This window comes from Enterococcus sp. DIV0436a (genome assembly GCF_051711605.1).
Classification (GTDB): Bacteria; Bacillota; Bacilli; order Lactobacillales; family Enterococcaceae; genus Enterococcus_B; species Enterococcus_B faecium.
In genome coordinates, this window is sequence record NZ_JBIONA010000001.1 from 2,666,874 (window position 1) to 2,683,965 (window position 17,092).

Here is a 17,092-nt window from a genome sequence, read left to right on the forward strand (position 1 = left end):
TCCATCAATTTCTGATTTAAGCATGTATATTCTTGATTAAATCGTAAAATGGATGAGTTGCTGCTCATATCTAGCCATTTCACTACAATAAAAAACTGAAGAATACCATTTTAGGATTCCTCAGTTTTTCATCACCTATTTTACTTCTTATATTTTATTGCAGGGTTCGTACTAAATAAACTTCCTCACAAAAACCTTTTAACCCATTATATACTCTCTGCGCTCTTGAATAATGTTGACACAAGGCAAAAACGGTTGGTCCGCTTCCACTCATCAATGCGGCATCTGCTCCGTACTTGATCATACGCTCTTTGATTTGATGGATGACTGGATGCCGCTTTCCCGTTATATCTTCTAAACTGTTTCCCATTTTTTTGATCATCTGCTGATAATCTTGCTCTCGGATGGCTTCAGCAAGTCCGTGGATGTCTTGATGTTGGATGGCTTGCGTATCTACTTCTCTAAACACTGTACGTGTAGAGACACTCATTCTTGGTTTGACCAACACAACCCAGCACTGTGGCATAGAAGGTAATACTTGGATTTCTTCCCCTTTGCCACCGACAAATGCCGTACTTCCGTAGACACAGTAAGGAACATCTGTACCGACTTCCAAACCGATTTCTGCCAGTTCTTCTAACGAACAGCCCAGATTCCATAATTGGTTGATCCCTCTTAGAGCAGCTGCACAGTCTGTACTTCCTCCGCCTAATCCAGCTGCTACTGGAATATTCTTCTTAACAAAGATCTTGACACCGGTTTTGATATTGTATTTATTTTTTAGCAATAAAGCAGCTTGATAAACATTGTTCCGTTCATCTACCGGTAAAAATGCTTTATTTGTTTCTACAATGATTTTGTCTTCTGTTATTTCTTCAAAAAATAGATGATCTGCCAAGTCTACGCTCGACATCACCATTTCCAACTCATGATACCCATCTTGCCGTCTATATAATACATCCAGTCCTAAATTTATCTTGGCTGGCGCTTTTTCAATCAATTCCATCCTCTCACCCATTCGAAAAGTCTAAGTCGCAAGTATTCTATCATAGGGAAAAATAAAAGTATAGCTTATGTCTGCCTAGTGGTTGATTTTGTCATCGTTTCAACAGCTTTCACAGAATTTTCTCTTCATAATCCAAACAAGTTCTAGTGATTCTTATAATTCTGTGAGCACTTCTTCTGCCAAACTCGGAACATTTCCTTTTTCTTTTCCTATCAGACTGAGTAGCTGCATGGTAGCAAATCCGAAATTACTTCCTTTCCTATAAGCAAAGTAACGTCCTTCCCAATGATCGACATATTTTAATTTCTTTTCATAAGCAGACTGGAAGGAATAGAAAAAATTACCATAATTATATACGATATGCATGACTTTTTCTTGAAAGAAAGAAAAATCTGTTTCTCCAACATTAGCTAATGGAGCTAAGCCTAGATTGGCTTCCGAGTAGCCCATTTTCTCGTATACAATAAACAGATTGGCTAACAGATAGTCAGCTAATTCCTCAGATTCTTTAGGTAAGACCCGCAACAAATCATATCCCGCCTGCTTCTTCGTCATCGGCTGAGCGGTGATGAAGCCAACGACTTTTTGATCTTTACGGACAATACCGACACCGCTAGATAATACATATGATTTATCAAATCGACCCACAGAGAAGTATTTTTCTCGTGCACCTTGAAGCCATTTTTGTGAAACTTCATTTACAGCTTGATGTAATTCTTCTGGCAGTTGATCGTACCAAGTAAAATGGTATCCTTCTTTCATCAAACGTTGATATTCAAGTTGCTGACTCAGCCGAGACAAGTCTTCTGTTGCTAGATCAACAATCCCTGCTTCGCCTACTTTCGTGAAGTGAAAACCCAATTCATGAAGCATCACTACGTAGCTTTCTGATATCTTATAAAACGCAAGCTGATAGCCTAAACAATCTGCTTGTTTCATAAACTGATTCGTTGCTGCCCGCATCATTTTAGGATTGCCAACTGGATCTCCTAAAACAAAGCATTTGTTTCCTTTGATCTGATAACCAAAAACGACTTGATCTTGGTCGTCTTCTTGGTAATAAAAATAACTGTAACCTGACAAGCGAAGCTGATGGCTTGTAGCTGTGCCTCCGTATGTTTCCAATAAACGGTCAAAACGGTCTTTTTCGTACTCACTGCCAAGCTTCGTAGTATCTTCAGCTAAATATTGATAAAGCGCCACTAAAGCTAGCAATGAGATGCCCAAACCAATAAGCCCTGAGAACCACACATCATCTGAAGGAAACAAAATAAAATGATTTCCTGTTATTCGACCGACTAAAAAGCGTCCGCTGTGATAGCCTGCAATTGCGTAAACGATAAACAAAAAGCCGAACAAGCTAGCATCAAAGATTATAGCTCCCCAAGAATAAACGAATTTTGTTCGATAAAATTCTTTTCTGGATAACCACACAGCTAACAGAATCAAGACATATACCAATATCAACTGCCAAGATAACGTACGTGTGATTGTATTTAAAATACCAAAAGATAGTAAAGCAATCGTAGGCAGAAATGCCTTTTTGACTTTTACTGAAAGTGCTCGAGCAAGGCCGAGTAATAAAAAGCCAACCAATAGATTCACTGTCTGATCTAAAAAATTGAATGAGAACGGCAATAATACTTGAAATAGCCGACTGATTGCAGACAGATTAGTGATTGTTGATAGAAGTACCATCATGATTCCCGCAAAATAGACAGCACTTACGAGCACTATATGCGCAACCTTTTGGAAAAACAGTCGCGGAATGTTATCTAAAAATCGATTGATTTTGACTCCTGTATGTGTGATGAACAATAGAAGTCCCGTCATAAAAGGTAGAACATAATAAAACAACCGATAATATAATAGCCAAACTACTGCTACATCTTGCCGAACAGACAATTGACTCATTCCTAAGATCATCAAAACGTCAAAAGTCCCCATTCCACCTGGGACCATCGTCAGCATTCCTATCAATGTAGCAATCATGAACATAGGATAGATCGAAAGCATCGAAATATCTATTCTCATCAACTTGCCGATGATCAAAAATACCGCAAGGGCTCCCGTCCATTGTCCAAAGGATGCCAGTAGCAGACCAAGCAAGCCTTTTGGATAAAACTCGAAGAACAATGACTTTCTCTTTAGATAAGCAAAAAAGAAAATGACTGGTGCTAAAAAACTACCGCCGAAAAGCCAGATCCAATAGCTTCGAAAAATACTTTCTGACTGAATAAAAAAGACATCAATAAATGTAAGAAACGACCATACAGACAAACCAGTCAGCATAAATAGTGCGACTTTTGATACAGTGGCTAAAACCATTTTTCTATTTGTCTGCTTTCCATAAAAACTAGCCCGCAGACTTGCTCCTACCACACCACCAAAACCGGCGAGATTGTTGATCGTGTTTGTTACCCACGCAGCAAGAAGAAACTCTTTTCTTTCCATTTTTGGTTTTCCTTGTTTTTCTAAGACTCTGATCGTCACCCAATCATACAACAACATCGGAGTGACACCCAGCAGTCCAGCCAGAATCATGAGCAGGATCGTCATGTGGCTTTGTTGTCCCATCCTTTGCCAAATATCTTGCCAACTCATGCCATTAGCAATATTTGCGACTTGATTTGCCACAAAGACTAACACGGAGCCGAAAAAAATCAGTTTTAAAATCAGACTATGTTCCTTTATCCATTGCAGCATCAAGTATCGTTTATTTTTCACATTTTCCCATTCCTAACTTGTATACTTTTGTGTCATACCCCAATGTTATCTTATTTATTTTAATTTTTCCACTTTAGACCTGTTCTTTGCTTGCGATGATAGAAAAAGAAAGATATCCTAATGCTAAAGGAGAGGATAACATGAAAGTAGGATTTATCGGCACAGGGAATATGGCACAAGCTATTATTGATGGTTTATTAAAAAAAGGAACAGTCTCGAAAGAAGAGGTGTTCGTTTCCAGTGGACATTTTGAAAATGCACAAAAATTTGCTGCTGAAACTGGCGTCCATGCATGCAAAAGTAATCAGGAAGTTGCATCACAATCAGATATCGTTCTTTTAGCCGTGAAACCAAAAATCATTGAAAAAGTATTGGAAGAACTAAGAGAATATAGCCAGAAAGTCTTATTCATTTCTATTGCTTCAGGAAAATCATTAACAGATTTAGAAACAGCGCTTGAAGATCCTCAGGCCTCCATCGTACGTGTGATGCCGAATGTCAATGTCAGCGTAGGAGCAGGCGTTTCTGCGATTTGCAAAAATGAAGCTGCCACGGAGGAACAGCTTCAGCAAGCTACGATGATTTTTGAAGCAATCGGCAGCGTCTATCCTTTAGCAGAATCAGATTTCAGTACATTCATTGGCCTTGCTGGCAGCTCACCCGCATTCGTTTACATGCTGATCGATGCGATGGGACGGACTGGTGTATTAAATGGTTTGTCCAAACAGACAGCAACTGAAATTGCTGCAAAAGCAATTATGGGTTCTTGTCAAAAATTCCTTTCAAGTGATAAAAATCCATGGGAACTTGTAGACCAAGTTTCTTCTCCTGGTGGTACGACCGTTGCCGGTGTAGTTGCGCTAGAAGAAGCAGGATTCATCCCAGCCATCATCAAAGGAATCAATACGACAATCGAGAAAGATCTTGAGATGTTGAATAAAAAATAATGATAGCAATGTTTTTTCGTGCCTTACAAAAAAAGAAGAGCTGTGGCTTTTGCCGCGGCTCTTCTTTTGTATTTTTTATTATTTAGCATAATCAGTTGCACGAGTTTCCCGAATAACGATTACTTTGATGTGTCCAGGATAATCCAGTTCTTCTTCGATTCGTTTACGAATATCACGTACTAAACGAACAGCGTCTAAATCCGAGATTTCTTCTGGCTTGACCATTACCCGAACTTCGCGTCCAGCTTGAACTGCGTAACTTGATTCTACACCGGCGAAGCTGTTCGAAATATTTTCCAGACTTCTTAAACGACGGATGTAGTTTTCTAATGATTCACTTCGCGCACCAGGTCTTGCTGCTGAGAGCGCATCTGCTGCAGCTACAAGGACAGAGATAACAGAAGTAGCTTCCACATCGCCATGATGAGAAGCGATCGCGTTGATTACTACTGGGTTTTCTTTGTACTTGGCAGCTAATTCCGCACCGATCTCAACGTGAGATCCTTCAATCTCATGGTCAAGTGCTTTCCCAATATCATGGAGCAACCCGGCACGTTTTGCTAATTGGATATCTTCGCCAAGCTCTGCTGCTAAGATACCAGCTAATTTTGCAACCTCGACCGAATGCTTCAAGACGTTTTGTCCATAACTAGTTCTGAATCGCAGACGTCCGATGATCTTGATTAGATCTGGATGAAGTGTATGAGCACCGACTTCAAACGCTGCCTCTTCCCCGTATTCGCGAATACGTTCATCCATTTCTTTACGAGATTTCTCGACCATTTCTTCGATACGCGCTGGATGGATTCGTCCATCTTGTATCAGTTTTTCCAAGGTCATCCGTGCGATTTCTCTTCGGATTGGATCGAATCCGGAAAGAACAACTGCTTCCGGTGTATCATCGATGATTAAATCGATACCAGTCAGCGTCTCAAGCGTTCGAATATTACGACCTTCTCGTCCAATGATACGACCTTTCATTTCATCATTCGGAAGGGTAACGACTGAAACAGTCGTTTCTGAAACTTGATCTGCTGCGCAGCGTTGAATCGCTAATGATAATAAGTTTTTCGCTTTGCGATCTGCTTCTTCTTTGGAACGCTGTTCAGATTCTTTTACCATTAGAGTTAACTCATGATTCAGCTCTTCTTCAGTCGATTTCATGATGACATCTCGTGCGTCCTCTTTTGATAAACCAGCAATTTTTTCTAGTTCTTTTTGTTGATCTTCAATCATTTTTTCAACGTCTTTTTCTCGCTCTTCAATTAATTGCTGTTTTGAACTAAGTGCTTCTTCTTTACTTTCAAGTGAGTTCTCGCGTTTTTCTAACGAGTCATCTTTACGATTCAGCGTTTGTTCGCGTTGAATCAAACGATTCTCTTGAGATTTTAATTCTAACTTACTTTCTCTCAGCTCACTTTCAACTTCAGAACGGTATTTCTGATTTTCTTCCTTAGCTTCTAACAATGCTTCTTTTTTTAGAGTTTCTGCTTCTTTTTTTGCACTATCGATGATTCCAGCAGCTGATGATTGTGCACCAGCTATTTCTTTCTCGTGACGTGACTTTGCGACCATAAACCCTAAACCAAGACCGACAATTAAACCGATGATAGCGAGGAGAATGTTGAATACCATAAAATCCACCTCCATACTATCTTTTTCATTTTTATCATCTATACAGCTTCTATGATAAATTATTCTAAACTTGTCAATATGCATCTTCGCATATATGTGTACAAAAAACATGCACAACTTTATTCTAATGTTTGTACCCCGTAGTGTCAACTTTAAATAAACAAAGAAACGGCTTTCTACTTATTCATTAAACGATGGTTTTTAAAATAAATGACACTAGTTTCATATAGGTAAACCTTTAAGTTGAGAAACTTTTCTATTAAATTATTCTTTGTAGATGAACAGATATTTTTATTTTATGTACCCACTCGTATAATTAAATAACTTACGATTTCTTTATTCAATAAAAAAACGGCAGGTCAAGGAGAGTACCTACTCTTCAGACCAGCCGTTTTTGTTTATCATGATTTTTATTCTTCTTCTAAAGGCAATTCTTCTTGTCCTTTTTCATCTTCTGGGACAGCGACTTCTTCGCCAATACCATAAGCTGCTCTAACTAGAGCAGAAACTTCTGCCATCATTTCAGGATGATTAGCCATATAGATTTTAGCGTTTTCCCGTCCTTGGCCAATCCGATCTTCTTTATAAGAATACCAAGCACCACTTTTATCAACGATGTCTTTTTCTACTGCCATGTCTAGAAGTTCTCCTTCTTGTGAGATACCTAAGCCATACATGACATCTACTTCAGCGATTTTGAAAGGAGGAGCTACTTTGTTTTTCACGACTTTGATCTTTGTACGGTTACCAACAATATCTGTTCCTTGTTTCAATTGTTCTGCACGGCGTACTTCTAAACGGATCGTTGCGTAAAATTTCAATGCGCGTCCTCCAGGCGTGATTTCTGGATTCCCAAACATCACGCCTACTTTTTCACGGATTTGGTTGATGAAAATAGCGATTGTTTTTGTTTTGTTAATCGAACCAGAGAGTTTACGCAATGCTTGAGACATCAAACGTGCTTGTAACCCGACATGTGAGTCACCCATTTCGCCGTCGATTTCTGCTCGTGGAACTAAAGCGGCAACTGAATCGACTACTACGATGTCTACAGCTCCACTTGATACTAAAGCATCAGCGATCTCCAGACCTTGTTCTCCTGTATCAGGCTGTGAAAGAAGTAGTTCATCGATATTCACACCTAATTTTTGTGCATATTGCGGATCTAACGCATGCTCAGCATCGATGAAAGCGGCAGTTCCGCCATTTTTTTGTACTTCTGCAATAGCATGTAGCGCCACTGTTGTTTTACCTGAACTTTCAGGTCCGTATACTTCGATAATACGTCCACGGGGATAACCGCCGACACCTAAAGCGACATCTAACGCAAGAGAGCCACTTGGAATTGTAGAGATTTGCTGGTCGATTTTTTCGCCCAATTTCATAATAGAGCCTTTACCATAGCTCTTTTCAATTTTTTTCAGTGCAGCATCTAAGGCTGCTTTACGATCATCTGCCAATACGATAATCCTCCTTATATTTACAAATCAGAGCAACATTTCATTATCCTTATCATATCTTTTTTAGTGAAAAAAAGCAAGAAAAAACCGAACAAATATTCGCATTTATCATTTTCTTAAAAGCTGTTTTCTCAAAAGATCAAATCCTTGCATAACCGCATTATATCTGATAGCAGCACGATCTCTGGCAAAGTGATATTTTTCCGAAACCACGCCGTCTTTAGATGAAATAGCGATCCATACTGTTCCTGCAGATTGACCTTCTAACGTGTCCGGTCCAGCCACTCCGGTGAAAGCTACACTGTAATCTGTTCTTGCTATCTCACGTGCTTGAATGGCCATCTGCTCCACACATTCTTTGCTGACTGTTCCATATTCTGCTAATAGCTCCGGATCAATCTCCAGAAAACCAGCTTTTGTTTGGAGCGAGTAGGTAACGAATCCGCCTGGAAATACTTCAGATACACCAGCAATATCGCCCAATGCGGCTTGGAAGGCGCCGGCTGTCAAACTTTCCGCTGCTGTTACAGTCTGCTTGTTTTCTTTCAGTAGTTCCACTACGACTTTTGCTAGCGAATTATCATCGCCGTATCCATAAAAATATTCCCCTACTCGTTCTTGGATTTTTTCTTCTAATGCTAAAAGAGCTTGATTCCCTGCTTGAACATCATTTGTTTTCACTGTCAGTCGTAATGTCACTTCATTTGGTTTGGCATATGGTGCGATCGTTGGATTGATCTGTGTCTCAATCAGATCTTTTAGCTCAGTGACCAGTCGCGATTCACCAATCCCATAAAAGCGCAAAACTTTAGAAATTAGTTTTTCTTCAGAAGGAAAACGTTCCTCTAGTAAAGGACGTACTTGTTCCACAAACATTGGTTTCAACTCATTAGGCGGACCGGGAAGAAGGATATACGCATGTGTATCTGTTTGATAAAAAGTCCCTAAAGCAAGCCCTGTACGATTTGGTAGAGGAATCCCGCCTTCGATGATCTGGGACTGTTGCAGATTGTTTTTGGTCATTTTTCGATGGGTTGTTTCAAAATATGCCAATAATTTTTTGTATCCTTCCGTATTTTGTATGAGAGACTTACCGAGGTGAGCCGCAGTTGCTTCTTTTGTCAGGTCATCTTCTGTCGGTCCTAATCCGCCACATAAGAGTATGAGTTCACTTCTTGTTTCAGCTAGAGCAATCAACTCTTCTAAACGCTGCTGATTATCTCCTACAACTGTTTGATAATAAACTTCGATACCTAGATCAGCTAGCTGTTCTGACAAGAAAGTGGCATTCGTATTCACGACTTGTCCTAGTAAAAGTTCTGTTCCGACAGCTATTATTTCTGCTTTCATTACTTCCCGCTCCCTTATATAGTATACGCTGTATTTTTATATTTTTTTATTTAAAAAGAGGGCAAGGAGCTGTGACAAAAATCTTGTCACAGCTCCTTGTTCCAAATAAACAGTGTTCTCCTGCCAAAACCTCGGTCATAAGTCACAATATACATAAAACATGAAAAGCTGTTTTTTGAAATTATCCCTTGTGACTCAGAGTTAGACGGCAGGCTCACAACCTCTCCACTAAACGATACTTACATTGATCCTTTGAACACACCGCTGTTTTTGATGAAGTAATCCACACCTGAATAGATAGTAAAGATCAGACAAGCATAAAGCATGATTTGATCTACTGGAATACCGATCAGGCTGAATGGGATATTATTGATAAACAGCAAGATAATAGCAACCATTTGTGTAGCCGTCTTGACTTTTCCCGGCCAAGCTGCAGCCATGACTTCTCCATGTTCGACAAGTAGTAAACGCAAGCCTGTGACGGCTAATTCACGACAGACAATGATCGCTACTACCCAACCAGGGGCCTTTCCTTGGTCAACCAACATGATAAAAGCAGTCATAACTAGCATTTTATCTGCCAACGGGTCCGCAAACTTGCCAAAATTAGTGACAAGGCCTCGCGCACGGGCAATTTTTCCATCTAACCAGTCTGTGATACTAGCTAAAGCAAAAATAACTGCACCTACTAGCTGTGTGACAGCCAGTGTGGTGTCTCCTACGTTAAGTTGTCCCCAATCTAAAGGTAAACCTACAACCAAAATGAAAATCGGGATCATACAAATTCTAAGTACAGTTAATTTATTTGGTAAATTCACACTATCGACTCCTTTCTTCCCTATTCTACGTGACTATCAGCGAAGTTTCCACCGATATTATTTACTTTTCCAAATGAATTTATTCAAAGGAGTATTTTTATTGAAATTGATCTTTTTGAATTAACGAAGAAGGACCGCGACACAGATTTGTCACGATCCTTCTTTTTTATACCTACAAGTAAACAGATGCGTAAACTAATTTATACGATTATTCTGCGTATTGAAGAGTAAGGTTCACATTTTTTGGACTCTGATTGTTTTCCCCTGGATTAACTGGTACGGATTCTCCATTCGCTTTGATCGTTGCATTGCTTGCTGCACCAATCGTGATGGTCGCATTTGTTGCTGTTTCCGGTAACACGGTACTCTGTGTTTCATTTGCTGCCAGTGTCCCTTGATAAACATAGGCATTGTCTACTAGCACACCTAACCATACACGATTGACAGCAGTAAATTCAAGGGTTACAGGCTTGGTAGCGTCTGTGATATTTACTGCGATGGCACTGCCAGAATCTTCTCCTGTAGCTATTGCCATTTTCTTTTCTTCACTTGATTTTGTTGTTGATTCTACTGTAGAAGACTCTTTGGTCTGCGTGCTTTGCTCTGAGGAAGAGGACTCCTCGACTGATCCTTCTACTTTAAGCGAAGAAGCTGTGTCTCCGATTATTGGATCAGCTTGACGATCTTGCCAAGTCATATAGCCCACGACAACGACAATCGCCAAAGCAACCAATCCTAATAAAATGACAGGAAGACTTGTCCAAAAGCGACTTGGATGCGATTCTTCCTGATGCATTGCTTTTCTAGAAGTACTTACTGTTTCAGGCTGCGGACGTTCAGGGACCGATCCTGTCAATTTGCTTTTCCCATCAAAAACATCGACTAAATGGTCTCCATCTTCTCCTACAGCTTCAGCGTATTGCCGAATAAATGCCCGCACGTAAAATTTACCAGGCAATTGGTCAAAATCATCATTGTCGATTGCTTCCAAATAACGTTTTTGAATTTTTGTAATCTGCTGTAATTCATCTAAAGATATTTTTTTATTCAGGCGTGCTTGCCGTAATTTTTCTCCGATGGTTTCAAAAGCCACTCGTTCATCTTCTCCAGTCTGTTTGATTCTCCGAAGCATCTGCTGTTGCAAAGAAAGACGTTATGTTTGGGTGCTGTGACAAAAGTCATGTCACAGCTCCTTTTTTCCGAATAAACATTGTTCTCCTGCCAACTCCTCGGTCACAAGTCACAATATCCAATAAATATAAGAAGCTGTTTTTTGAACTTGTTCCTTGTGACTCGGAGTTAAACGGCAGGCTCACGACCTCTTTCTTAAACGGTGTTCAATCAGCTGTTCCTCGGTATTAGCTCAAAAACCGACAAAATATAAGGAGATATTTTTCCGTATGTTTCTCTAATACTCAGGTCAAAACGCTGATTTCACAACCTCTTCCTTAAACGGTGTTCCAGAAGTAGCTTCTTCGGCAATAAGCCGAAATATCACAAAAATTTGAGAAGCAATTTTCGTAAATTCCTTCTTTTCTTGAAGCTGACCACTTCTGTCACAACCTCTTTGATTACTTCGTTTGATTTTATTTTAATATAAGTTGATTAAAAGAGAGCATGATTTGTTTTATTTTCTCACTAATTTTTCCAACACAACTAAGAATACCATAAAAGCTGATTTTGGAGGAGGTTCCTACTACAAGTCTAAAACGAAATTTAAGACTTTTCCTCATAAAATACTGGTTTATTTTGGTCTCATGTAAAACTCGCTGAAGGCCTCTTCACTTATAAATGCTTCCCCAGCTGCCAGTACGTCTTTCATTTGGATCGAATCGATGATTTCAGGAAGATCAAATAAAGTTCGATCGCCAAATAAACTTTGCGTAAATTGATTGGCAATATATTCGATCGAATTTAATGATTGGAAATATTGTCCAAGCATTTTCTTCTTCAGCAAATCGAGATTTGTTTCTGACACTTCCGGATCATCAGCGAATCCAAGAATGATTTCTTTGACTTTTTCTGCTGCTTTCTCTGGTTCGTCCGTATCTCCGCTGAAGTCCGCAAAGTGAAATTCACGATCCAAGCTGAATTCAAAACCAAAGCTGTCATCGATAATTCCTTGATTGTACATCGCTAGATAGTTTCGAGAAGTATTGCCTAAAATCATTTGGAACAACAGATTGATTGCTGTTTTATAGCGTAACAGTTCTGTTCCTTCTTGCGGCAATGTGTCTAATCCTTTAATACCAAGTACAAATTTATCTCGTGTAATGGCTGCTTCCAATGCACTTTGTTTGATGATTTCTTTTGTGTTTTCAGGGAAATAACGTACAATTTCTTGCTTTGGAGGGAAATTTTTTGCTTCTTGGTTTTCCCGAATAAGTTTCATCAATTTCTCAGGCTCCATCTTACCAACTACAAATAAAACCATATTGCTTGGCTGATAAAACGTCCGATAGCACGTATACAAGTCTTGAGCTGTGATTTTGTCGATACTTTCAACCGTGCCCGCAATATCGATATGCAATGGGTGTGTAGGATACAAGTTATTTAGTATGCCAAAAAACATCCGCCAGTTAGGGTCGTCTTCATACATTTGGATTTCCTGACCGATGATTCCTTTTTCCTTGTTTACAGTTTCTTCTGTGAAGTAAGGTGCTTGTACAAAATCGATCAGAGTCGTCAGATTCTTTTCTACCTGATCCGTCGTAGAAAACAGATAGCTGGTTTTCGTAAAACTTGTGAAAGCATTGGCGGAAGCTCCTTGTTTCCCAAATAATTGAAAGACATCACCATCTTCTTTTTCAAACAACTTATGTTCTAAAAAATGGGCAATTCCATCTGGAACTTTCACCTTTTCTTTTTCACCATAGGGAATAAATTCGTTATCGATCGAACCATAATTCGTACTGAACAAACCATATGTCTTGTGATAGTCATTTTTAGGCAACAAATACACGGTCAAACCGTTTGGCAGTACTTCATGATAAAGTGTTTCATTGATTTGCTCATATTCTGTTTTATTCATTTGCATTTCCTCCTGCTAAAAAGAAGATTGCCTGCAATTCGATTTGCTCAGCTACTTGTTGTATCTCTTTGATTGTCACGCTTTCCATACGTTTCAACCATTCTTCATCAGATAATTTTGTTTCCGGCAGCCAGCTGTCCAAAAAAGAAGCTTCGATTGCCGCTTGCGGAGAGTCTAGAGAAAGCAGATATTGGTTTCTCAGCATTGCTTTTGTCTGAGACAGTTCCAACTCTGTTATTTCACCATTTCGCAAACTTTCTAATTGCTCGTGAATCAGATGAAGTACTTGATTTCGGTTCTTTTCATCGATACCGGTTTGGACACTCATGAATCCTCGGAACGTATCCACGCTACTAGAGGCATAATAAGCTAGACTTTCTTTCTCTCTGACATTCATGAAAAGTTTAGAGTGAGGAAAACCGCCAAATAAACCGTTAAAGACCATTAGCGCAAAACGTTCTGGTTCATCGTAATATACATTTGTCTGATAAGCTAGGTTCAGCTTTGCTTGAACGATTGGCTCACGTACTTGTCGTTCCTTCACGATATTCACTTGAGGCTGGGTATAAAACAGATCTGGATAAACTGTTTCCCGCGACTCAAATGGTAATTGCCCAACTGCTTCAGCTGCTTTGTCCGGATCAACATCGCCGACAACAAAAATGTCGATTTGATCATTTGCCATCATTTCTTGATAGTAGGACGCTAGCGAACTAGCAGTGATCTTGTCCAGATCTTCGACTACGCCCAACCCTGGGATTTTTTGTTCCGGGCTGTTTTCAAAATAAAGTTCTTGCAAGGCATAGGAAGCAAAAGTTTGTTTATCTTCCTTCAAACTTTCCAAATATAGACGCAGATTGTTCTTTTCCAAGTCAAACGTCAACTGATCAAACTGATGATTTTTAATATTTGGATAAAATAAAACCTCTTTTAAAAAATCTACCGCTTGAGAAAAAAGGTTTGGATCATTGACATATTCACCATTCACAAAACTGATCCCTGCGTTTAGCCAATGTAAATTTCCTTTTTTTCTAACTGATAATCCAAAGCTTGCGCCATAAAGCTCTGCAAGTTGCGCACTTAACTTTGTCTGATCCGGATAATTCAAACTATTTGTTTCCAACATGCTGCTGAGAAGTGAACGTTTCGTGATGACTTCTTGTTGCAGACGCGCAGTAAAACGGATAAAAATCCGGATCGTTTTGTATTGTTTTGTTGGTAAGACATGAAGATTCACGCCTTCTGCCAATTGATACACCATATTTATATGCTCCTTTTCACAGATGATTGCCCGCTTACTCTTTTAATGGGTCAACCTGCCTTTTTTACTTATTCCTCTGCTTGAAATTTATAAGTTCAGGCAATTCGCCGTTTTTTCTAAATGATGTTACACTTTATAGTATAGCATAGATGTTTTTTATCAAAAGAAACAGACGGCTAAAAGCGTATATTGTTTTTTTATTTTTTATTTTTCGATATACTAAAGACAAATAAAAGAAGGGAGGGTCATTCATGATCAAAGAATTCAAAGAGTTCATCATGCGTGGAGATGTCTTGGATCTTGCTGTCGGCGTTGTTATTGGTAGTGCGTTTACAAGCATCGTAAACCAAGTGGTGCAAGGCTTGATCACACCACTAATAGGTTGGTTTGTCGCAATGATCACAGGTACTTCTGATTTAGAAGGAGCACTTTCAATTCTTGACTGGTCGCCGACAAAAGGCGTCACATTTGCGTTTGGTAACGTTATTAGTGCTATCATTACATTTCTGATCACTGGTTTTGTCTTATTCTTAGTTGTCAAAGCGGCAAACCGTGCGAAGAATTTACGCTCCAAAGAAGAGCAAGTGGAAGTAGAAGAAACTCCTACTGCAGAAGATTATCTTAGTGACATACGCGATCTTCTTGCCAAACAAGTGGCAGAAGACAATACACATCCAGTAGAGCAAACAAATCTTTCCGATACTTCTAAATAATAAAGAATCTAAAAAAAAAGAAAGCCGATTTTCAGTGTCGGCTTTCTTTTTTTAGATTCTTAACTTGCTACTTGTTCCTTTTTCATGTCGATATGTGGAATATCATCTTCCAAATACACATCTGAGATTGCCTTGAATCCAAACGACTCATAAAAAGCTTGTAGGTATTCTTGTGCGCCGATCACGATTGGTTTTTCTGGAAAATTTTTCTGGATCATGTTAATCGTTTCTTGAACAATCTTTCTTCCTAAACCATCTTTACGGTTGTCCTGATGAACAAGGACACGTCCAAAATGGATACTCTCCGCTTCTTCATATACTCGCGTGTAGGCAAGGATCTTCCCATCAGTATCTTGAAAAAACGTATGCCAAGCTTGTCCATCAATGTCATCAACTTCTTGATAAGGACACTGTTGTTCCACAACAAAAACTGCGATTCGTTCTTTGACGATCGCGTAAAACTCTGCTGTTGACAATTCTTCAAATTTCTTTACCTGATATTCCACTAAGCAAACGCCCCCTGCTTTTTTATTCTTAGCATACCGATTCGCACACAAAAAAGCAAACGAACCTTACGAATCTCAGGCTCGTTTGCTTTTTAAACTGCTTCAGTTAAAAATTCGATCTCAACTGTCCGAGTAAGTACATCTGAATAGCTGTAAGATACTCGTTCAAAAGAATTTTCTTCAGGATCCAAATCAACAACGAATACTGAAGGATAGGTTTCTGTTAAAACGCCGCGGCGTTCTGTTTGACGCTTTCTTCCTGTCTGAGCAACCAACATGATTGGGCTGCCGATACGACCTTCTAAATCTTTCTTGATTGAAGCTAAAGTTGTTGGCATACAGTTCACCTCTACTATCAACTATACCACATATTTTTAAAATTTTCAAGTTTACCATAAAAAAAAAAGAAATGCAATAAAAATAAATAAGAAGCTCATTAAGATTTTTCTAAATTATTCCTCATTATAAAATTTCAAGTGTTTTTTTATTTTGAGTTTTACTCTCCCGTAAGCGCTCATTACTTGCTTGTGATCCATTGCTAAACATTCAGCCATGTCTACAAAATCAACGCCTTGCATATAATAATGAAAAATTTTAGCTTCTATTTTTGAAAACTGGATTTCGCAATTTTCGATTGCTTCTTTTAATAAAAGATGCTGAATCGCTAAAGGTTCTTGCAATGTGATCTCTGCTAAAAAGTCTGGTCCTTCTGTCTCTATTTTTTGGTCGATTGAGACTTCATCTTTTTGATCACGACGCTTCAGCGCGTTCTGCTTCCTCAATAGAGAATAGATTTGATTGCTTATAATGCTTTTATAATAACTTCCAAAGCTAACACCTTTGCTTTTTTCGTAAGTTCTCAATGCCTGATATAAAGCGATCCTTGCTTCTTGTTCCCAATCCTCTGAAACATAATTTCTTAAATAATAGGTGTTTTTCAAACGTAGTAAAAGTGGAAAATATTTTTGATACAGGGCAGCAAATGCTTCTTCGTCACCATTACGTGCAGCGCGCAATAACTCCTCAGACATAAAATAATTCCTCCATAAATTCGTTTATGGAGGAATCTTATCATCAATGATTCATCGAACTGATTAGAACGATATGTTATTTATTTTTTCTCATTAAATCGTCCAATTTTTGGGACAATTTTTTTAACTGCTCTTCATTCCATGGAGAATTACGTCGGAAATCAATAAAATGCATATCTTTATTTTCTTGGGCTATTGTTTTTTCCGTTTTTTTTATCGTCTTATATAATTCATAAGCAGAAGTTCGTAATGCTCCTTGGGAAAAGATCATCCACTGTTCTGCTAAATCGCTTGTCGCCACTGTCACTTGTGTCAAACGGTCATTCAGCTGACCAGCGATTCTCTCGATATAACTGTCAGCCGTTTCGTCTTCTTTCGTAAAAACAACATCCAACTGGTATTTCTTATAATTTTGTTGGATGCCCGGAACTAGTTGGGCATCGAAGACAACGATGACTTCCAGTCCTTCATATTTCGCATAATTTGATAAACGATGTAAAAGAGCTTCTCTTGCATCCGCCATTTTGTCCTGCTTTTTAAGCTGGACAAGTTCCGGCCACGAACCAATCATGTTGTAGCCGTCTACAATCAACAGCTGTTTTTTCAT

15 protein-coding genes are annotated in these 17,092 nt (G+C 39.0%); 2 read left to right on the forward strand and 13 right to left on the reverse strand.

Annotation, left to right across the window (positions count from 1 at the left end; all coding sequences use genetic code 11):
- Positions 1-154: 154 nt before the first annotated feature.
- Entirely contained in the window at positions 155-1,006 is an 852-nt protein-coding gene (ispE, locus tag IGL15_RS13195) for a 4-(cytidine 5'-diphospho)-2-C-methyl-D-erythritol kinase (protein ID WP_002296028.1), read from the reverse strand.
- Positions 1,007-1,159: 153 nt separating this feature from the next.
- Entirely contained in the window at positions 1,160-3,733 is a 2,574-nt protein-coding gene (mprF, locus tag IGL15_RS13200) for a bifunctional lysylphosphatidylglycerol flippase/synthetase MprF (RefSeq protein WP_002307716.1), read from the reverse strand.
- Between the two features lie 140 nt (positions 3,734-3,873).
- Here mprF and proC point away from each other — a divergent pair, with 140 nt between their 5' ends.
- Positions 3,874-4,680: a pyrroline-5-carboxylate reductase gene (gene proC, locus IGL15_RS13205; RefSeq protein ID WP_002296027.1), complete on the forward strand. Its 807-nt coding sequence runs from the start codon at positions 3,874-3,876 to the stop codon at positions 4,678-4,680.
- Between the two features lie 78 nt (positions 4,681-4,758).
- Here proC and rny read toward each other — a convergent pair whose 3' ends face one another.
- The 7 genes from rny to yfmF form a co-directional block, all read right to left on the reverse strand.
- Positions 4,759-6,315, reverse strand: a complete 1,557-nt coding sequence (gene rny, locus IGL15_RS13210; RefSeq protein ID WP_104765241.1) for a ribonuclease Y — start codon at positions 6,313-6,315, stop codon at positions 4,759-4,761.
- Positions 6,316-6,725: 410 nt separating this feature from the next.
- Complete coding sequence (gene recA / locus IGL15_RS13215) at positions 6,726-7,775, reverse strand: recombinase RecA (RefSeq protein ID WP_002307721.1); 1,050 nt, start codon at positions 7,773-7,775, stop codon at positions 6,726-6,728.
- A 108-nt stretch (positions 7,776-7,883) separates the two neighbouring features.
- Positions 7,884-9,125, reverse strand: coding sequence for a competence/damage-inducible protein A (locus IGL15_RS13220; RefSeq protein WP_002337397.1), 1,242 nt, complete (start codon positions 9,123-9,125; stop codon positions 7,884-7,886).
- Positions 9,126-9,364: 239 nt separating this feature from the next.
- Positions 9,365-9,943, reverse strand: a complete 579-nt coding sequence (gene pgsA, locus IGL15_RS13225) for a CDP-diacylglycerol--glycerol-3-phosphate 3-phosphatidyltransferase (protein ID WP_002298210.1) — start codon at positions 9,941-9,943, stop codon at positions 9,365-9,367.
- Positions 9,944-10,151: 208 nt separating this feature from the next.
- Positions 10,152-11,075, reverse strand: a complete 924-nt coding sequence (locus tag IGL15_RS13230; protein WP_002287423.1) for a RodZ domain-containing protein — start codon at positions 11,073-11,075, stop codon at positions 10,152-10,154.
- Between the two features lie 612 nt (positions 11,076-11,687).
- Positions 11,688-12,974, reverse strand: a complete 1,287-nt coding sequence (gene yfmH / locus IGL15_RS13235) for an EF-P 5-aminopentanol modification-associated protein YfmH (protein WP_002287425.1) — start codon at positions 12,972-12,974, stop codon at positions 11,688-11,690.
- Positions 12,967-14,235, reverse strand: coding sequence for an EF-P 5-aminopentanol modification-associated protein YfmF (gene yfmF, locus IGL15_RS13240; protein ID WP_002287428.1), 1,269 nt, complete (start codon positions 14,233-14,235; stop codon positions 12,967-12,969). The genes yfmH and yfmF overlap by 8 nt, the downstream gene beginning before the upstream one ends.
- A 251-nt stretch (positions 14,236-14,486) precedes the next feature.
- On the opposite strand from yfmF, the gene mscL reads away from it, so the two are divergent.
- Positions 14,487-14,948: a large conductance mechanosensitive channel protein MscL gene (gene mscL, locus IGL15_RS13245; RefSeq protein ID WP_002287431.1), complete on the forward strand. Its 462-nt coding sequence runs from the start codon at positions 14,487-14,489 to the stop codon at positions 14,946-14,948.
- A 59-nt stretch (positions 14,949-15,007) separates the two neighbouring features.
- On the opposite strand, the gene IGL15_RS13250 is transcribed toward mscL, so the two are convergent.
- The 4 genes from IGL15_RS13250 to IGL15_RS13265 all read right to left on the reverse strand — a co-directional run bounded on the left by IGL15_RS13250 (position 15,008) and on the right by IGL15_RS13265 (position 17,092).
- Complete coding sequence (locus tag IGL15_RS13250) at positions 15,008-15,454, reverse strand: GNAT family N-acetyltransferase (protein WP_002297374.1); 447 nt, start codon at positions 15,452-15,454, stop codon at positions 15,008-15,010.
- Between the two features lie 92 nt (positions 15,455-15,546).
- Entirely contained in the window at positions 15,547-15,792 is a 246-nt protein-coding gene (locus tag IGL15_RS13255) for a Veg family protein (RefSeq protein ID WP_002287434.1), read from the reverse strand.
- A gap of 114 nt (positions 15,793-15,906) precedes the next feature.
- On the reverse strand, positions 15,907-16,485 hold the full coding sequence (locus tag IGL15_RS13260; protein ID WP_002287436.1) for a sigma-70 family RNA polymerase sigma factor: 579 nt from the start codon (positions 16,483-16,485) through the stop codon (positions 15,907-15,909).
- Positions 16,486-16,561: 76 nt separating this feature from the next.
- Positions 16,562-17,092, reverse strand: a complete 531-nt coding sequence (locus IGL15_RS13265) for an NYN domain-containing protein (RefSeq protein ID WP_002318843.1) — start codon at positions 17,090-17,092, stop codon at positions 16,562-16,564.

What these genes read in the sequence shown, in the direction of transcription:
- ispE (WP_002296028.1), bottom strand. Translation starts at nt 1,006, where the DNA reads ATGGAATTGATTGAAAAAGCGCCAGCCAAGATAAATTTAGGACTGGAT.
- proC (WP_002296027.1), top strand. Translation starts at nt 3,874, where the DNA reads ATGAAAGTAGGATTTATCGGCACAGGGAATATGGCACAAGCTATTATT.
- rny (WP_104765241.1), bottom strand. Translation starts at nt 6,315, where the DNA reads ATGGTATTCAACATTCTCCTCGCTATCATCGGTTTAATTGTCGGTCTT.
- IGL15_RS13220 (WP_002337397.1), bottom strand. Translation starts at nt 9,125, where the DNA reads ATGAAAGCAGAAATAATAGCTGTCGGAACAGAACTTTTACTAGGACAA.
- IGL15_RS13230 (WP_002287423.1), bottom strand. Translation starts at nt 11,075, where the DNA reads ATGCTTCGGAGAATCAAACAGACTGGAGAAGATGAACGAGTGGCTTTT.
- yfmH (WP_002287425.1), bottom strand. Translation starts at nt 12,974, where the DNA reads ATGAATAAAACAGAATATGAGCAAATCAATGAAACACTTTATCATGAA.
- yfmF (WP_002287428.1), bottom strand. Translation starts at nt 14,235, where the DNA reads ATGGTGTATCAATTGGCAGAAGGCGTGAATCTTCATGTCTTACCAACA.
- mscL (WP_002287431.1), top strand. Translation starts at nt 14,487, where the DNA reads ATGATCAAAGAATTCAAAGAGTTCATCATGCGTGGAGATGTCTTGGAT.
- IGL15_RS13255 (WP_002287434.1), bottom strand. Translation starts at nt 15,792, where the DNA reads ATGCCAACAACTTTAGCTTCAATCAAGAAAGATTTAGAAGGTCGTATC.
- IGL15_RS13260 (WP_002287436.1), bottom strand. Translation starts at nt 16,485, where the DNA reads ATGTCTGAGGAGTTATTGCGCGCTGCACGTAATGGTGACGAAGAAGCA.
- IGL15_RS13265 (WP_002318843.1), bottom strand. Translation starts at nt 17,092, where the DNA reads ATGAAAAAACAGCTGTTGATTGTAGACGGCTACAACATGATTGGTTCG.